This window comes from Streptomyces xinghaiensis S187 (assembly GCF_000220705.2).
Taxonomy (GTDB): domain Bacteria; phylum Actinomycetota; class Actinomycetes; order Streptomycetales; family Streptomycetaceae; genus Streptomyces; species Streptomyces xinghaiensis.
On record NZ_CP023202.1, the window covers coordinates 7,015,896 to 7,031,457 of the forward strand.

Below are 15,562 nucleotides of genomic sequence, written 5' to 3' on the forward strand. Positions count from 1 at the left end.
CCCATGCGCCCGCCCTCTCACCACGCCCTCTCCCAGCCCGCGGCCGCCGCAGCACCGGCAGCCGACTCGCCGGAAGAAGGAGACTGGGCGCAGGACCACATCTGGCCCGCCGGTACCCGCACCCTCGACGACACCGGCCAAGCCCTCGTGCTCACCGGCCACTTCACCCCGCAGGATGTCGAAGACATGCGGGCCGCGTTCCCCGACCGGCACGTCAGCCTCCACGGTGGCAGTACCGTGCTGATCGCTACCCGCACCGGCGGCGGGGCGCTCCCTGCCTGAACTCGGCCCTCAGTCCGCGGTGGCCGCGGGGCGAACAGGCTGAGCCATCCCTTGGCGTAGATCGAAGGGCGTGAAGACCGTGGCGGAATCTCAGGTCTGCCCGGCCGGGGCCATTGACGGGTGCCACCGGCACACCTGGGCCTTGGCTCAGCGTTCTCTCCGGGGCTTGCGGGGCCTGGTCCACCTGCCGTGCGGCCGGTTCCGCTGCTCGATCAGCATCGCCGCGTCGAACTCTGCCTTGTCTGCGACCGGCCGCTGTTCGGGCTCAAGCACGGCCGCAGTCGGCTGCCACGGGACAGCCGAGGCCCAGCCGACCAGCGGCAGGGTCTCGTTGTAGCGGGGGGCGAACCGCTCAGTGACCAGCGCCGGCATCTGGTAGTCCAGGCCCCGCACGTGCGCGATGAACGCCTCGGGGAGAGCGACGTGATGCGTTTCCACGTAGTGCGGGAAGTCCAGACGCCACAGCCAGGTGCCATCGCTGACCAGCGATGAACAGCCCAGGGCATGCCGGTGCCTGCTGCCTGTGAGGACATCACGGCCGGCTTCCATCACATCGATGAGGATGTAACCGGCGTCCAGGTAGGCCACCAGGTCCGCCTCGTCCGGCTCCCCGGCGGGCCGGACGGCGTCACGCAAGGATCCGTTCGGCCGACCAGGATGGTCATCGAGTTCGTCATAGAAACCCAGCAACCCCAGCACAGCTCTCTCCCTCAACGACGGACCGGTGCCACCCGGCCGGCCCCTGCGGGCGCGGCCACCACCGGCGCGTCATCCCTCGCCGCGCGCCCGCCCCCCCGCAGCCTAAGCCCGCCGACTGGCCAAGGTCACAGCGTGCTGGTCACGGCTGGCCGCCGGACGGTGGCCCGAGGGCCTTGAGTTCGTCCGGCAGCTGCCGGACGGGGTCAGCGTTTGACGCGGCTGCGGATGGCCAGGACGGCCAGGCCGAGGAGGACGGGTTCGGCGAGGCGGGAGGCCATCTCGGTGTAGGTGCCGGCGGTGGTGAGGTCCTGGCCGGAGGAGCGGAAGACCACCGAGTTGATCACCACGCGCAGCGCCTTCTCGAACCGCTTGGTGGTGATCCGTTCCGGCCAGGGGCCGGTGGGGTTGACCGGGTCGGGGGTGTGGGTGGTCCAGTTGACCTCCTGCCCGACGGCGACCTGGCGGCCGGTGGTGGTCGGCTTCGGGTCGTCCACCGGCAGGCCCCACAGCAGCAGCGCGAGCAGGGTGACGGTCATGGCGCCCAGCAGCCAGGCCAGGGCACGGCTGGCGCGCAGGCCGTAACCGGACAGGGCCCAGTACAGGGTCAGCAGTGCCCGTTCGCCCCGGGAGCGGGTGGTGTCGTGGCGGCGCATCTCCATCTCGCCGTAGTAGAAGTCGGCGGCGTCCGGCTCGTTCTTGCCGTCCTCCAGCGACTTGCGTACCTGCCGGTACAGCGCGGCCAGCGCGGCCGGTTTCAGGGCAGGGGTGTCCTCCTGGGGCGGGGGCGTCCAGCCCTGGGCCGCGGTGGGGTGCGGGCGCTGGGCGCGCCAGTGGTGTTCCTCGGCCAGCGTGCTGCGCAGGCTCCACCAATTGGGAAGGATCCGATGCCGCCGGAGGCCGGTCGGGGTGGTGGCGAAGGTGCACCAGCCGTCCACGCGAAGCTGGTCAAGGTGGACAGCCCCGGCGAACCGGCAGGAGCTGAGGTCGATGTCGTGCAGCACCAGGTGCGCGGCGTCGACCCCGTCCACGGAGGTCAGGCGCACGCCGGGATCGCGGCCGGACAGCGGTGTCTCCGGCAGCGGGTCCGAAGAGAGGAAGGGTGTGGTGCGGGCGGCGACCGTCAGGGGGTACTCCAGGACCGCATTGCTCAGATCCAGTTCGGCATGGCGCAGCCGCAGCGTCGCCACCGAAGACCACCGGGTACGGTCACAAGTCACCGCGCGGGCGGCCGCTTCCACCGTCACCGGCTCCCCGAACTCCGCGCCGTCCAGAACCACCGTGCCACCGCACACCAGCGGGCCCAGCCGCGCCGCCGCCTCGAACCGGGCCTTGTCGAAGCTGGTGTCGCGGGCGAAGGCCGCCCCTTCGAACCAGACCTCGCGGGCGAAGGCCGCACCATTGAACCTGGCAACGTCCGTGAAAGCCGACCGGTAGAACCGGGCGGCGCCGGTGAAGACTGCCTCGTTGAAGCAGGCAACGCCAGTAAAGACCGACCCATCGAATAGGGCGTCCCCCGCGAAGGCCGCCCCGTGGAACCAGGCCTCGCTGGGAAAAGTCACCGTATTGAACCAGGCATTGCTCATGAAGGCCACCTCGTGGAAAAAGGCGTCGTGGGTGAAGGTGGCCCCGTCAAACCAGGCGTCGTCCGCGAAGGTGACCCCGTCGAACGAGGCGTCGCGGGTGAAGGTCGCCCTGTTGAACCAGGCCTTTCCCGTGAAGGCCGCCCCGAAGAACGAGGTGTCGCCGTTGAAAGCCGAACGGTGGAACGAGGCAATGCCCATGAAGGCCGCCCTATCGAACGACGCAACGTCCGCGAAGGCCACATCGCTGAACCAAGCTTCGCCCGTGAAGGCGGCCCCGGAGAACGAGGCCGCGCGAGTGAAGGCTGCCGCGCCGAACCGGGCAATGCCAGTGAAGACCGCGTCATTGAACAAGGCGGGGTCAGTGAAGGTCGCCCCGTCAAACCAAGCCTCGCCGAGGCGAGGGTGTCCAGTGGCGGGGTCCCGCAAGGCGTGGAGTAACCGGTCCAGCAGCTCCGTGGTGAAGGAGGTGCCGCGGTGGTCGACGTCGGCGCCTGGGGTCAGGGCGGTCAGGTAGGCGGCGTGGTCGGGCTCGGATGCGTGGACCAGGCATGCGGTGCGGTCGGGGATGCGGCGGCCGCGGCAGCCCACCGGGTCCTCCGCGGTGGCGCCGTGGCCACAGTGCGGCCAGTCCGGCGGGGTGGACGGTGGATTGGGGGTTGCAGATGTCATGTCCGGAGGACGACCGAGCGTAGTCGAGTAGTTGCGGGACACTGTGCACGGCAAGAGCGGTGCCCGGCCATGCATTCGGTGCCCAGTCCCGTACCGGTACCCGAGGGGCCTGCCCGGTGGTGCGGCTCAGCTGGTTCACCCGGCGGCGATCGTGTGCCATTGGGCCATGTGCTCTGCGACCTTGTATTCCAGCAGTTCCCCCCACAGGCCGGCTGAGGCCAGGTGCCGGCGGACGGTCTGTTCCTGCCGCGCGGCCGCGGTGTCGCGCGTGTGGACGGCGGCCTGCTGTTCCTCAAGAGATCTCTGCTGCCGGCCCAAGGTCTCCGCTGCCTTTTCGGTGGCGCGCCGGGCTTGCTGCTCTTCTGTGCGCCGCTGTGTGCACGCGCGGCAGGTGGCGCCGGTGCCGATGATGATGCCGTCCTCGCAGCTGGGGTTGGGGCATTCCTGGGTGGTGAGCAGGGTGGCGATGTAGCCGACGGGGCGGCGGATGCGGTCCGGGCCGGCGTAGTTGGGGGCTGCGCGTTCCGGGCCGTCTGCGCGGTACCAGCGCCGGTTGATCCGGGCGATCAGCTGCTCAGGGGTCCGCGGGGGGATTCGGTAGGTGCCGGGCTGGTCGGCGGGAACGCCGGTGAGCGCGTCACAGATCGCCCGGACGAGCGTCGGTGCGAGAGGTGCGCCGGGATGGGTAGGCTGTGCCTGCGGGGGCAGCGCCTGGGCGACGGTCTCGAAGCCGGGCGGGCGGCGGCGCGGGCGGGTGGACACGGTGCGCCGCCTGGCTTTCTTCTTCCCCGCACCCTCGGCCGCACGGCTGGCGCCGCTGTGCGGTTCGGCAGCGCGGCCGCTTGCGGCCCGCAGGGGTGCCAGCAAACCACCCGCGGTCCTCCGGACGTCCGTAGCGGTTCCCTTGGTGGGTTCATGGTGATCGGTTAGGGAGGGGTTGTGGGCAATACCCTGCCTGGGTAGTGCCGGTGTCCCCTGGGAGGGGTTGCCCGCAACCCCTCCCAGGGGGCGTTGAGGGGAGGGGTCGTCGGCGCCCCCTGCCCCGTTCTCCGGATCCGGACGGGCCGGGCGCGGGATGAAGTCGCCCTCCCGGATGGCGGCATAGCGGTCGTCGGCCCGGCCGTAGTGGGCGATCTCCTCGAACGGCGTGCGGGTGCCGCCCCAGTGGTCCCACGGCCCGTGCAAGTAGTACCGGTTGGACGTCTTGGAGCCGTTGTCCCGGTAGCGCTGCCGGGCGGAGAGGAAGCCGTCGCGGCGTAGATCGCGCAGGATGGTCTTCGCGCGTTCTTCGCTCACCAGGGCTTCCCCTGCGACCAGGGCTCGGGAGGGGAAGCAGGAGTAGGCCTGATCGCATCGGGTCGCCAGCGCGAGCAGCGCCAGTTTGTGCGCTGGGGTGCGGAGCTTGAGCCGCATGACGTAGGCGGTCGCGTCGACGCCGCTCATGCCCGCTCTCCCGGTGACCGGTCATCAGCCAGTGGATGAGGTGGGTCCTGGGGGCACGCGGTGGATCGGTCACGCGCTCCGGCCGGTGACCGATGGCCGGAGACCGGAGACCGGCCGACGGTGGACCGGGGCGTGAAGGGCGGGGAAGCATGGGGCTGCATGGTTCGAGCACACAAGCTGTCCCTGACCGGTCATCTGGCCGAGATCGGTGACCGGTGATCACAGTCCGGTTGCATCCGGCGCACGGGGACTGCGTGGTCGGCGGCACTGTTCGTAGCCGCGGACGTCCCCTGTCCGGCCGTGCTCTCCTGAGATGGCCGGGACTGGCGGCAGGGCTGTGGCCTGCATGGTCAGGCTGACCACACCGCTGACCATCAGGATGACCACGGTGGCCGTGTGCCCTCTGCACCCGGGGTGCGAGGGCCGCCCCGGGCTGCGCGGTGCCACGAGGCGCGGGACCGCTCCGGCAGTAGCGGAGGCCGCCGCAGCGGGCGGCGGCATGGGGACCGATGGGAGCTGAACGGTCAGTGACCGGTGACCGAATCGGGGGAATCGGTCACGGGCCCCGGTGCGGGGCGCCGAGCCAGGTGAAGGGCCGTGACCGATCCGTCAGCTTCACGGCCACCGTGCGGCGTGACCGTTAGCCGTCGGGCTCAGGTATTGCGGCCGACGGACCGAAGGCGGGTGCGGCCGTCCTCCCGCTGCTGTTGCTTCCTGACCGCTTTGGCCTTCCTCACCGCTCGCTGGCCAGTGCTGGGCGATACGCCCAGGCGCCGGGCAACTTCCGCGCCAGCGAGCTTCTTACCCGCCCTCTCGGCTTCCTCCAGCCATGAGACGACCCGCTGGATCCGCAGCTCCTCCTCGTCCGGCTCCGGAGACTGCTCCGGCACACGCGCTGTGGCCGCTCCCCCACCCGAGGAACACTCCACACCTTCCGCGTTCTGAGCCGGAACTGCCGCGTCCGGTGACGGGCTCGGGGCCGACTGCGCCGCCACACCACCAAGCCCCACGCGGGCACTGGTCGCCGGGGCGCCCCGATGAACGGCCGGACGTCCCGGCGGCCGGTGGTCGTCCACGGCTGGACCGGTCATGCCGGGCCCGGCAGTTCCGCCGTCGTGCACCCGCCGCACCGTCGCGTCCGCCTGCTCCCGGAGTTCCTTCAAAATGGGGCGCAATTCCGACTCAGGTATCGGAGCACCAGAGCGGTCCCGGATGCCGTAGAGGTCCATCAGGTAGAGGCCGAACTGGCGCGCGTTGGGATAGTCGCTGCGCTCCCTGACGTACCGGTGGAACGCCTCACCGTATGCCTCCTCATCGGGCTCCGGCGTCGGCGGGTGAGAGGTTTCCGGTGAGGCGGGTCCCGCGTCTGCTTCCGCCACGCTGCTCCCTAAAGGATCAACGTTCCTGCCGGACGGCTCCGGTCCTGCCCCGGCGTAGTCGGCTGGGAGGTCGGACCTGGTGAGCGGCGCGGTACCGCCGGCGGCTGAGTGCTCCGGGGAGCGCCGGGCGCCTGACCTGGGGGTGGGCTCTTCCCTGCCCTCGGCGGCCGAACGCTGATGGTCGTCCTCGTCGGGTGCCGGGTGGTGTTCGGCGGCGGTGAGTTCGGGGCGGCGCGGGGAGGGCCGTACGGCGGCGGGGGAGGCCGGGGCGGCCGGGTCGATGCCGGCGGCGGCGAGCCCGTCGGGCGCGGTCTCGGCGAGCGGGACGCCGTAGCGGGCCAGCCGGAGCGGCATCATCGACTCCACCGGTGCCTTGCGGCGCCACGCGCGGCCGTAGCGGGCGCGCAGGCGGGCCTGGTAGACGAGGCGGTCCTGTTCGAGGCGGATGACCTCGTCGTAGGAGCGCAGTTCCCACAGCTTCATCCGGCGCCAGAGCCGGAAGGTGGAGGGGAAGGCCAGCAGCCAGCGGGAGAGGCGCACGCCCTCCATGTGCTTGTCGGCGGTGATGTCGGCGATCCGGCCGATGGCGTGCCGGGCGGCCTCGACGGAGACGACGAAGAGGACGGGGATGACGGCGTGCATGCCGACGCCCAGCGGGTCGGGCCAGGCCGCGGCGCCGTTGAAGGCGATGGTGGCGGCGGTGAGCAGCCAGGCGGTCTGCCGCAGCAGCGGGAACGGGATACGGATCCAGGTCAGCAGCAGGTCCAGGGCGAGCAGGACGACGATCCCCGCGTCGATCCCGATGGGGAAGACGACGGAGAAGGCGCCGAACCCTTTCTGCTCGGCGAGGTCGCGGACCGCCGCGTACGAACCGGCGAAGCCGATCGCCGCGATCAGCACGGCACCGGCGACCACCACCCCGATCAATATGCGGTGTGTGCGCCCCAGTCGCAGCTGCTCCACGAGGTGCCCATCTCCCCACGAGCGTCGAGAACATCGCCGGTTCAGTCTCTCACCGAGGCCTCTTCATCACAGGGGGTGGCTGCCTCCTGCTCCGGCCGTGTTCCGCTGTGTAGAAGGTCGTTCACCATGGCGGCAGGGTGACCACTCACGCCGCACGGCCTGGTGGAGTGGTTCAGGTCAGGGAGCAGGCTCGAGGGCTGTGGGTGCTGTTGCGCAACCTGGTGATCTCTCTGCCGGGTCCGGAGTCCGGGCTGGCTCGTTGCCTGCGCGCTGGTGAGGTTGGGCTGCGGCTGTGCTGGTCGGGCTTTACCGCGGTAAAGCCTGACTGTGGCCCCGGATCACACACCAGATGGGGGAATCTAACGTGCCGATACTCTGCTTTGATCTTTGACGTTAGTAAGGTATCCAGCATGAGTTCTCCAGCCACCTCGGGCGACCGCGAGAAGGTCGTCTCCAAACTGCCGGGATGGCTCCGGCAGGACCTGAAAATCAGAGCAGCCCAGCACGGCATCGACATCCAGACGGCCGTGGAGCAAGGCATCGCTGCGTGGATCGATCTGGCCGCCACCGGCGGCCCGGTGGACACTTCCGGCGCAGACTCCTTCTCCACCTTCCTCCCCTACGGCCAGTGGGAGGTCTTCCGGCAAGCCGCAGCCGACCGCAAGGTGTCCCTCATTCAGGGACTCGCCCAGTCAGTGCAGCTGTGGCTGGAGACAAACCCCGCCCCCAGCATCGAGCGGCCCAAGCACCCACGGCGACGCATCGTCTGCAATCAGAAGGGCGGCGTCGGGAAGACCGCTGTCGCCGCCGGCCTCGGTGAAGCCTTCGCCGAGAACCCGGACGCGCTCCACCCCGTCCGCATCTCCAAGCACTTCGCCGCCCAACTCGGCGGTCAGGAGACCAGCCCGCTCGAGGTCGAGGACCTCCCCGGTCTGGGCCGCCGCACCCTGCTGATCGACTTCGACCCCCAGCGGCACCTCACGAAGCAGCTGGGGCAAGAAGAAATCCCGATGGCTCCGGATGTGGAGAGCCTCGGCAAGCACATGACGGGCGAAGCCAAGGGCGACATCCGCGAGCTGATCGTGCCCATCGCCGATGACCGGTACGGCAACCGTCTCGACCTGCTTCCCGGCTGTCAGGACGGCTTCCTCCTGGACGTCGCCCTGTCCAAGGTCCGGTTCCGGGAAGCCGCACTGGAGCGCGCGCTGGCCCCGATCGAGCCGTTCTACGACGAGATCATCGTCGACTGCCCGCCCAGCCTGGGCCTGAGTATGGACACCGCGATCTACTACGGGCGCCGACGCGACGACGAACCCCCGGGCAACTCCGGCCCGCTGATCGTGGTCCAGGCCGAGGACAGCAGCGCCGACGCCTACGATCTGCTGGTCACTCAGATCGAAGACCTGCGCAGCGACATGTCTGTCGAGGTCGATTACCTCGGCATCGTGGTCAACCTCTACGACCCGCGCCGCGGCTTCATCGCCACGTCGTCCCTCGAAGCCTGGATAGACATCAAGGACCCCAAGGTCGTCGCTGTGATCGGCGACCTCACGGACCAGCGCAAGGCAGTCCGCCTCAAGCAACCCTTGCTGTCATTCGCCCCCTCCGGCGAACAGGCCGTCACGTTCCGCGCACTGGCCAGGGAGATCTCATGAGCCGCGTCGCCGACCAGCTCGGCACTGGAGCATCCTTCGGCCGGACACGGGGCGGGGTCAGCGCCCGCCGCCAGGCCGTCGCCGCCACCACCGGGGCGCCCACCACCGGGGCCCCCGACAGCCGGCTGCGGACGCTCCCTCTCACGCAACTGGTCTGCACCCGCTTCAACCCCCGCCGCAACTTTGGCAGCGAAGCAGACCTGCTCGAGTTCGGGCTGAAGCTCAAGAAGAAGCAGCTCCAGCCGGCGGTGGCAGTCACACGGGAGGCCTACCTCCACCTGTGGCCGGACGAGGCGGACAACGTCGGCAGCGCCCCCTACGTCATCGCCAACGGTGAACGTCGCTACCGCGGCTCTCTCGTCGCCGGCCTGCCGACCCTGGAAGTCGTCGTCGATGACGAGATTGCCAGCTCACGCGCGGACTTCCTCGACGCGGTCCTCTCGGAGAACAACGACCGGGAAGATCTCGATCCCATCGAGCGGGCTCTCGGCATCCAGACCATGGTCGAAGAGCTCGGCGGCAAGGCCATAGTGGCCGAGCACTACGGGAAGTCGGCCGGCTGGGTCACCCAGCAGATGTATCTGCTGGACCTGGCTCCCGAGCTGCAGAGCCTGGTGAGCTCCGGGGAGCTTCCCGTCCGGGAGACCCGCGCACTGGTGAAGCTGCCTAAGGACCAGCAGGCAGCGGCTTGGCAGGCCAGAAGCACTGAGCGTGTCGAGGAGAAGGCCCAGCCGAAGCGGCCACGGCGCGGGACTCCGGCCGATGCGGCGACTCGCGAGCCGGCGCCCGAGGAAGTGGACCAGGACGGTCAGTCCTTTACCGCGGTAAAGGACCACCAGACACCGGTCGCGCCGGCAGGTGAGGGCTCACCCGGCTTTACCGCGGTAAAGCGGACCGAGGATCTTCCGGCTCCGGAACCGGCTGAGGTAGTTGACAGCGCACTGCCTCTGCCCGACCAGCGAGCGACCCCGGGAGAGTCGGCGCACGGCAAGAAGGTGATGAAGATGCCGTGGGCTGACGGGGAGGCCAGCATGGACATCTTCTTCGGCAAGCTGGAGCCCCAAGAGCGGCACAAGGCGATCGGCCGGTACCTCGAACTCCTCGGGTCACCAGAGAACTTCGTCGCGGATCTGCGCGCTGCAAGCACAGCCGACTTCCGCAGGCAGGTGGTCGAGCTGCTCTCGGCAGACCTGTAGACGACAGTCAGCGCAGAGAGGCCTCGCACCCGGCAGAGTCCGGGCGCGGGGCCTTCCGCTTCAGCAGCAGGCGAAGCGGCAGCCGAACGACCCCCTCTGAGGCACCCTGAGATGCAGTTCAGGCCAGAGACTCGGCGCGGGCCTTGGGACAGGCTGTCGTGCACACCCCGCATCCCGTGGAGACTCCAGACAGCCTTGAGCCTGCCGGGCCCTCCCTGGCCGTACTCAGAAAAGCCGCATGAGCTTCCACAACAGATCACGGCTCTTGTCCGGGACGAGACTGTCCTCCTGCAAGCCCCGCAGCGCACTCTCGTACTCGTCCACCTCCTGTCGCTTGTCCAGGTAGAGGGCGCTGGTGAGCTGCTCCAGGTAGACAATGTCCGATAGGTCAGGCTCCGGGAAAGTGAGGATGGTGAAGGCGCCAGCCCCGCTGGGGCGCCCGCCATCGAGCGGTCGGATCTGCAGCCGCACGTTCTCCACCTCGGACAGGTCGATCAGATGATGAAGCTGGTCCCGCATCACCTCACGACCGCCGTACGGGCGGCGCAGGAGGGATTCGTCCAGAACCACATGGAGCAGCGGGGGCGTCTCGGAGACCAGGCGCTTCTGACGTTCCAGACGCGCCGCCACAAGCCTCTCGACTTCCCCCTCGCTTGCGGTTGCCGAGCCGCTCCGCATGATTGCGCGGGCGTACGCCTTGGTCTGCAGCAGGCCGGGCACAAAGTGCACCTCATGGGTGCGAATCAGAGACGCCGCTTCCTCCAGGCCAACGTATGTCGGGTACCAGTTCGGTAGCACGTCGGCATAGCGATGCCACCAGCCTGAGTCAGCGATGGAGCGCACGGCACGGGACCGGAAGGCCGGCGTGCGGGCGCGAAGCTCGCGGGCTCCGCGGCTTCCCAGAGACGTCCCCTCCAGCAGCTGGTTGAAGTCGTCGTTCTGGTCACCCATGAAAGCCTCTTCCTTCGTGCTGCTTCGCCTTCGTCCGCCACCGGTACAACAACCCTTCGATCGCGCGGATTGACGTGGCGTCTAGGAGCTGCTGGATCTCCTCTTGGGTGTAACCGTCGATCGTCAGGGCGACGGCGACTTGGGTCCGTGGGTCGTTGATGTCCTGGAGCTCCTTGAGCACCCGCAGCTTGCCCACTACCTCTTCGGCGACGCCTTGCACCGCGAATCGGCCCTCGGTGGTTATCTGCTCGGTCGCCTGACTACGGCGCCACCGTTTCTGCTGCACGCGGTGGCGCCGGTACTCGTTGGGGAACTGGTACGCGGACGCCCCCATGAAGTAGGTGGCGATACTGGCGCCGCCTTCCGCCCGCCACCCGGCCTCCACCAAGGCACGCTGCCGGAAGACCGGGAGAGCCCGGGCGACGGTCATCATCGCCAGCTCCTCCCGTAGATCACTGTCATGGGCCAGTTCCTCCAGCTCCAGCTCGTGCGGTTTGAGGTCGAAGCCGCGCGAGGCGACGAGCTTGAACACGTAGCCGGAGTACAGCCAGCCCCGTAACACCGAGATCCCGTACCGGGCGAGCTCATCCTCGAAACGGACGTAGTGCGGTCCGGCGAAACCGCTCTGCGACAGCAGCTGGACCATCCGCTTGTCGGCCATCCGCCGGTCCAAGTTCTCCTGCAGCTTCTTGGCCTGCTGCGCGTCGACGGCATTCATCTCACGCTGGGCTTTGAGAGGCACCGGCTCGCCGAGAAGTCGTCCCTGCTCACCTGTAACAGGTTGTAGGTGCCGGGCGCGCGCGACTGCGGACCCCTGGCCCGCCGCCTCGTCGTCGCCCCTCATTGCCTCCCCTTCCGGTTGTCGCCGCCGCCCCCGAACAGCAGGGGGTCGGCTCCGTCCTCTGCCGCCCCAGCCCGTCGCAAGCTTCCGAACTGGGGCGGCAGAGCACGAAGACGACCCCTTGTAAGTCACCTGCCGCCGGGCACCCCACGGACTTTTTCAAGATCTTTTCTGTGGCCGCAGCACGGATTTCAGCCGTGGGGTGCTGGGCCGGCCGCGACGTATGAGCGGATGACATCATCACCAACAACCGCTGGAGCGCACGTGAGTTCGCCAGTTCCCCCGCCGCCGGAGCCGCCCTTCATCACCCTGCACACCGCTGTCGTCCTCCTGACTGCGGTGCTCATCGGGCTGATCGTCGGCGTGCTCACCTTCCTCTCGTACTTCTCCGCTTCTGGAGCGGTTCTGGCGGGACTGGGCGCCGTGGGTCTCAGCGTGCCGGTGTTGCGTTCGCTGATCCGTCCATAAGGGAGGCCGCGCCCGCGGGGGTGAGGAGTCCGGAGCACTTCGGAGCGAGGCGGTTGCGGGCCCGCGGCCGGCGTGGCAAGGCACGCGCGAGTGCAGGCGACGACGTCGGCGGGCCGCCCCCCTTTACCGCGGTAAAGGATCGGCGGGGCTCCTCGCGCCGACAGCGGCACCACCGGGCTCGATTCAGAACGCAGAAAGGCCCCGCACCCGACGGAGGTTCGGGTGCGGGGCCTTTCGCTATCGTCATCAGCGGCGCGGCTTGTTCTTGGCGGGTCTGCCGCACAGGCCTTTGCCGGGCGGACAGACGGGCTTCTTGAAGCCGAGCAGGGTGCGCGTGGGCTCAGCTCCGGGTTCTGCGCAGATCCAGCAGTTCGCCCTGGATGGTTCCTCCTGGCTTGGCTCTCGTGAGGTCATACGGCGGTCCGCTCCATGGGTGCGACGCTGCGTGCGGTGAGCCAGGTGATGGGGATGGCCCCGTCAGCGCCCTGGGTGGTGGTCTCCCACCACAGGTAGTCCTCGCCTTCGCTACGGGGGCAGTTACACCAGTCGTCGTCGCAGCCTGCCTGGGGGTCGTGCTCGGCGAAGCGCATCCACAGGTGGCGGAGGGTGCCGGGCACGGTCTCCATCGAGTCGTAGTCGGAGTCGGCGGGCTGAACGAGCGCTTTGTTGGCGGTGGCCTCGGTGACGTGACCTTGGTGGATCCACTCGCAGGTCTCCCATTGGATCCAGATGGCAGGCCGGACGGGGAAGAGAGCGCTGTCGGCCAGGTAGGGCATGGTTTCCTTCGCTTTCGGTCAGAGGGCCGATGCCATAGGCACAGCCGTGGGGGAGCGTCATCTCAGGACGCAGGTGTCGTAGTGAGCCGGGCGGCCGCGCTGGGTGTCGCGTCGGCCCAACCGGTGACGGACGCTTGGTGCCCCTCAGCAGGCAGCGAGGGTGTTGCGGTGCTCCTGAAGGCGCCACGCCCGGCCGGGGAGGCAGGGCGTGGCGCTTGGGGTGTGGTGCTTGTTCTGTCAGGTGGTGGGGTTGGTGGTGGTCATGAGGAGCGCCGCCGTGATGCCGTTGATGGCCCTGACGAGGGCTTCGACGTCGCCGCTGGAAAGGTGGTCGGCCTGGTAGTTCATCGCGTCGACGGCTTCGAGTCGGTAGTCGCGCCGCCGGGCGGGGATGGTTGGGGTTTCGCGGCGGGCGGCGGCGACGTCGGCGAGTGTTTGCAGTAGCCGTACGCGGCCGAACTCCGGGCTGGGAGACTCCCAGTCGGCGGTGTGCAGTTCGACCGTCTCGTCTTGCTCGCTCCACACGGCGCGCACCTCGTAGGTCTGCTGCTCATAGTCGGCTCCGACGAGCTTGGCCGGCTGCACCTGCCCGCGGGGGCCGACGCTGGCGTGCTTGATGGGCTCGATGCCGAGGTCGGCCAGCCGGGTGTTGATCTGCCTGGCGTGCTGTTTGGCGCGGCGGAGCGCGGTCGCGGCGGCGGAGCGCTGCTGCTTCTGGTGAGCGGTTTCGGCCTCGATGAGCCAGCCGGGGAGGGCGGTCTGGGTGGTCGTCATGTGTGTCCTCCGTGGGGACGGATGTGACGAGGCCCGGGGCGGCGGTCTGCTGCCTCGCAGCGGCCGCCGCCCCGGGGTCGGTTGGTGGGTGGTGGTGTGCTCGTTGTTCAGGGACTGGTGGGAGCCGCTGTCACGGGCCGGTGTCCTCGGGATCTGGAATTTCGCCGAACACCTCGTCCATGGCCCGGATGACGGTGAGCCGGTGCTCGGGCCGGGTCGCGTTGAGAACAGCCCGGGTGAGATCGACGAGGTTGATGCCCTCGAACACTTCGGCCAGTTCGGCGACGGTCTCGGGGTACAGGGCGGTGCCGGTGTCCGGGCGCTCGCTGTGCTGGTAGCAGTTCATCGCGTCGATCTGGTCGGCGAGCCGGTGTGCCGTCGCCGGGGTGATGTCGATGCTGTGGCAGTGCTCCAGGCCCGGTTCCTGGACGTGGTTCGGGCTGATGCGGAGCCGGATGCTCTGCCCGGGTGCTTGGTGGCCGAGGCCGGTGAGGGCTTCGGCGAGGGTGTGGATCGCGGCGTTGCGGTCCGCTTCCACGTCGGTGCCGTCCGCATCCGTGACGTCGTCCTCCGGCGGGTCCACAGTCGGCACTCCCCAGAGGATTTCGACGCTGTCGGCGTGCAGCCGGATGACGCCGTCGGCGGTGTCCGGGAGGGCGAGGTGTCCGGTGACGCGCAGTAGGTCGCCGGGGCGGCACTCGGTGAACAAGGCATCCACGACCTGCTGTTCGGTCGTGGTGCAGGGGATGATCGCCTCGTTGACCAGGTGGTCGGTGGGGGAGGAGATCAGCCGCCAGGAGGCGGTGCCCTCACGGTTGCCGCGTACGGCTTCGGCCGCCAAGTAGCCGTCCAGCACGAGGGATATGGCGTCCATCAGCCCGCCTCCGCCAGGTTGGTGCTGCGGTGGGCGGCGTCGTAGGCCTCCAGGACGGCCTTGGCGGGGGTTCCCCGGTCGGCGACGTGGTAGCCGTTGGCGCGTGCCCACGTCCGGATCGCGGCCAGCTCGTCCTTGGTGCGCTTACCGGCCCGAGATGCAGAAGTCAGGGGCGTGTCGTCCCCGGTCGTCGTGGCGGCGCGGCCGCCGGCTTTCACCGCGCGCAGCTGCTCCTGCGCGGCTTCGAGTTCGGCCTTGGCCTTGGCGACGCGCTCTGCCGCCTCCTGCTGGGCGGCGTCGGCGGCGCGGCGCTCGGTGAGCTCGGTGAGGTCGCTGCGGACGCGGGCGGCCCTGTTGCGGATGCCGGCGGCGGGGTGGTTCTCCGCCCACGAGAGCAGGGCCTGGATTCCGTCGGTGTCCGCTGTGCCGTCGGGCGCTGGGACCGGGACGGTGGTGAGGGCGGGCAGGTCGGCGTGGTGCACGGCTTTGGTGAGTTCGCTCTCCGAGAGCTGGAGGGTGCTGCGGACGTGTTCAGGGCTGTCGCCGTCCTTGAGCATGGAGGCGGCCGTGGCTGTAAGGGCGTTCATGGAATCTCCGGTGGGGATGTCAGGGCTGGTGAGGTGCGGTAGCAGCCGCGTCAGGTGGTCTTCGGCACAGGGCAGGCCGAGGGCGCCGAGCAGGCCGGCGAGGTCGTCCTTGTCGCGGGCGTGGCGGGCGGCCGCCACGGAGGCGTGGGTGATCTGGTCACTGCCGAGCGGGGTGATTTCAAGGGCCTCGGCTTCGAGGGCCTGCTTCATGTCGGTGAACATGACCGGCTCTCCCCTGCGGTGGTGGTGCGCCGAGTGCACGCGGCGAGTCTCAGCAGCTCGTGGTTGCGCTTCTGCTGCTCGGCCGTAAGCGGCTGGGTCTTGGGGCCGTGGCGGTGCCACAGCGGATGAGCGGGCGGTTCGGGATAGGCGAGAGCGTGGTCGGCGTCGCGCCCGGAGGTGCTGCTCATGGAGGTCCTCCA

Annotated in this window: 15 protein-coding genes; 4 read left to right on the top strand and 11 right to left on the bottom strand. The window is 69.3% G+C overall.

The window, feature by feature from the left end; all coding sequences use genetic code 11:
• Positions 1-3 precede the first annotated feature (3 nt).
• On the top strand, positions 4-282 hold the full coding sequence (locus SXIN_RS30085) for a hypothetical protein (RefSeq protein WP_019711965.1): 279 nt from the start codon (positions 4-6) through the stop codon (positions 280-282).
• A 147-nt stretch (positions 283-429) separates the two neighbouring features.
• Here the strand turns inward: SXIN_RS30085 and SXIN_RS30090 are convergent, their stop codons facing one another.
• The 4 genes from SXIN_RS30090 to SXIN_RS30105 all read right to left on the bottom strand — a co-directional run bounded on the left by SXIN_RS30090 (position 430) and on the right by SXIN_RS30105 (position 7,018).
• Positions 430-918, bottom strand: a complete 489-nt coding sequence (locus tag SXIN_RS30090; RefSeq protein ID WP_019711966.1) for a hypothetical protein — start codon at positions 916-918, stop codon at positions 430-432.
• 266 nt (positions 919-1,184) lie between these two features.
• Positions 1,185-3,233, bottom strand: coding sequence for a pentapeptide repeat-containing protein (locus tag SXIN_RS30095; protein ID WP_095757834.1), 2,049 nt, complete (start codon positions 3,231-3,233; stop codon positions 1,185-1,187).
• Positions 3,234-3,368: 135 nt separating this feature from the next.
• Positions 3,369-4,676: a hypothetical protein gene (locus SXIN_RS30100; RefSeq protein WP_020723579.1), complete on the bottom strand. Its 1,308-nt coding sequence runs from the start codon at positions 4,674-4,676 to the stop codon at positions 3,369-3,371.
• Between the two features lie 653 nt (positions 4,677-5,329).
• Complete coding sequence (locus SXIN_RS30105) at positions 5,330-7,018, bottom strand: DUF2637 domain-containing protein (RefSeq protein ID WP_095757835.1); 1,689 nt, start codon at positions 7,016-7,018, stop codon at positions 5,330-5,332.
• Between the two features lie 410 nt (positions 7,019-7,428).
• Between SXIN_RS30105 and SXIN_RS30110 the strand changes: the two genes are divergently transcribed.
• Together SXIN_RS30110 and SXIN_RS30115 are read left to right on the top strand one after the other, a co-directional pair.
• Complete coding sequence (locus SXIN_RS30110) at positions 7,429-8,673, top strand: ParA family protein (protein ID WP_019711969.1); 1,245 nt, start codon at positions 7,429-7,431, stop codon at positions 8,671-8,673.
• Positions 8,670-9,869, top strand: a complete 1,200-nt coding sequence (locus SXIN_RS30115; protein WP_019711970.1) for a ParB/RepB/Spo0J family partition protein — start codon at positions 8,670-8,672, stop codon at positions 9,867-9,869. Before SXIN_RS30110 ends, SXIN_RS30115 begins: the two co-directional genes overlap by 4 nt.
• 225 nt (positions 9,870-10,094) lie before the next feature.
• Here the strand turns inward: SXIN_RS30115 and SXIN_RS30120 are convergent, their stop codons facing one another.
• Positions 10,095-10,820, bottom strand: a complete 726-nt coding sequence (locus SXIN_RS30120; protein ID WP_019711971.1) for a DUF5753 domain-containing protein — start codon at positions 10,818-10,820, stop codon at positions 10,095-10,097.
• A complete protein-coding gene (locus SXIN_RS30125) occupies positions 10,813-11,664 on the bottom strand; it encodes a hypothetical protein (RefSeq protein ID WP_019711972.1) in 852 nt (283 codons plus the stop codon). The genes SXIN_RS30120 and SXIN_RS30125 overlap by 8 nt, the downstream gene beginning before the upstream one ends.
• Positions 11,665-11,925: 261 nt before the next feature.
• On the opposite strand from SXIN_RS30125, the gene SXIN_RS30130 reads away from it, so the two are divergent.
• Positions 11,926-12,129, top strand: coding sequence for a hypothetical protein (locus SXIN_RS30130; protein WP_019711973.1), 204 nt, complete (start codon positions 11,926-11,928; stop codon positions 12,127-12,129).
• A 410-nt stretch (positions 12,130-12,539) separates the two neighbouring features.
• On the opposite strand, the gene SXIN_RS30135 is transcribed toward SXIN_RS30130, so the two are convergent.
• The 5 genes from SXIN_RS30135 to SXIN_RS30155 all read right to left on the bottom strand — a co-directional run bounded on the left by SXIN_RS30135 (position 12,540) and on the right by SXIN_RS30155 (position 15,550).
• The gene (locus tag SXIN_RS30135; protein WP_019711974.1) at positions 12,540-12,905 is read right to left on the bottom strand and encodes a hypothetical protein; all 366 of its coding nucleotides are present in this window, start codon (positions 12,903-12,905) and stop codon (positions 12,540-12,542) included.
• A 237-nt stretch (positions 12,906-13,142) separates the two neighbouring features.
• Positions 13,143-13,679 carry a hypothetical protein gene (locus tag SXIN_RS31680; RefSeq protein WP_019711975.1) on the bottom strand — a complete coding sequence of 179 codons (537 nt, stop codon included), beginning with the start codon at positions 13,677-13,679 and terminating at the stop codon, positions 13,143-13,145.
• Between the two features lie 130 nt (positions 13,680-13,809).
• Positions 13,810-14,553 (bottom strand): hypothetical protein, encoded by a 744-nt coding sequence (locus SXIN_RS30145; RefSeq protein ID WP_019711976.1) that lies wholly within the window; start codon positions 14,551-14,553, stop codon positions 13,810-13,812.
• A complete protein-coding gene (locus SXIN_RS30150; protein ID WP_019711977.1) occupies positions 14,553-15,362 on the bottom strand; it encodes an Lsr2 family DNA-binding protein in 810 nt (269 codons plus the stop codon). Before SXIN_RS30150 ends, SXIN_RS30145 begins: the two co-directional genes overlap by 1 nt.
• Complete coding sequence (locus tag SXIN_RS30155) at positions 15,347-15,550, bottom strand: hypothetical protein (RefSeq protein ID WP_095757836.1); 204 nt, start codon at positions 15,548-15,550, stop codon at positions 15,347-15,349. Before SXIN_RS30155 ends, SXIN_RS30150 begins: the two co-directional genes overlap by 16 nt.
• Between the last annotated feature and the right edge of the window lie 12 nt (positions 15,551-15,562).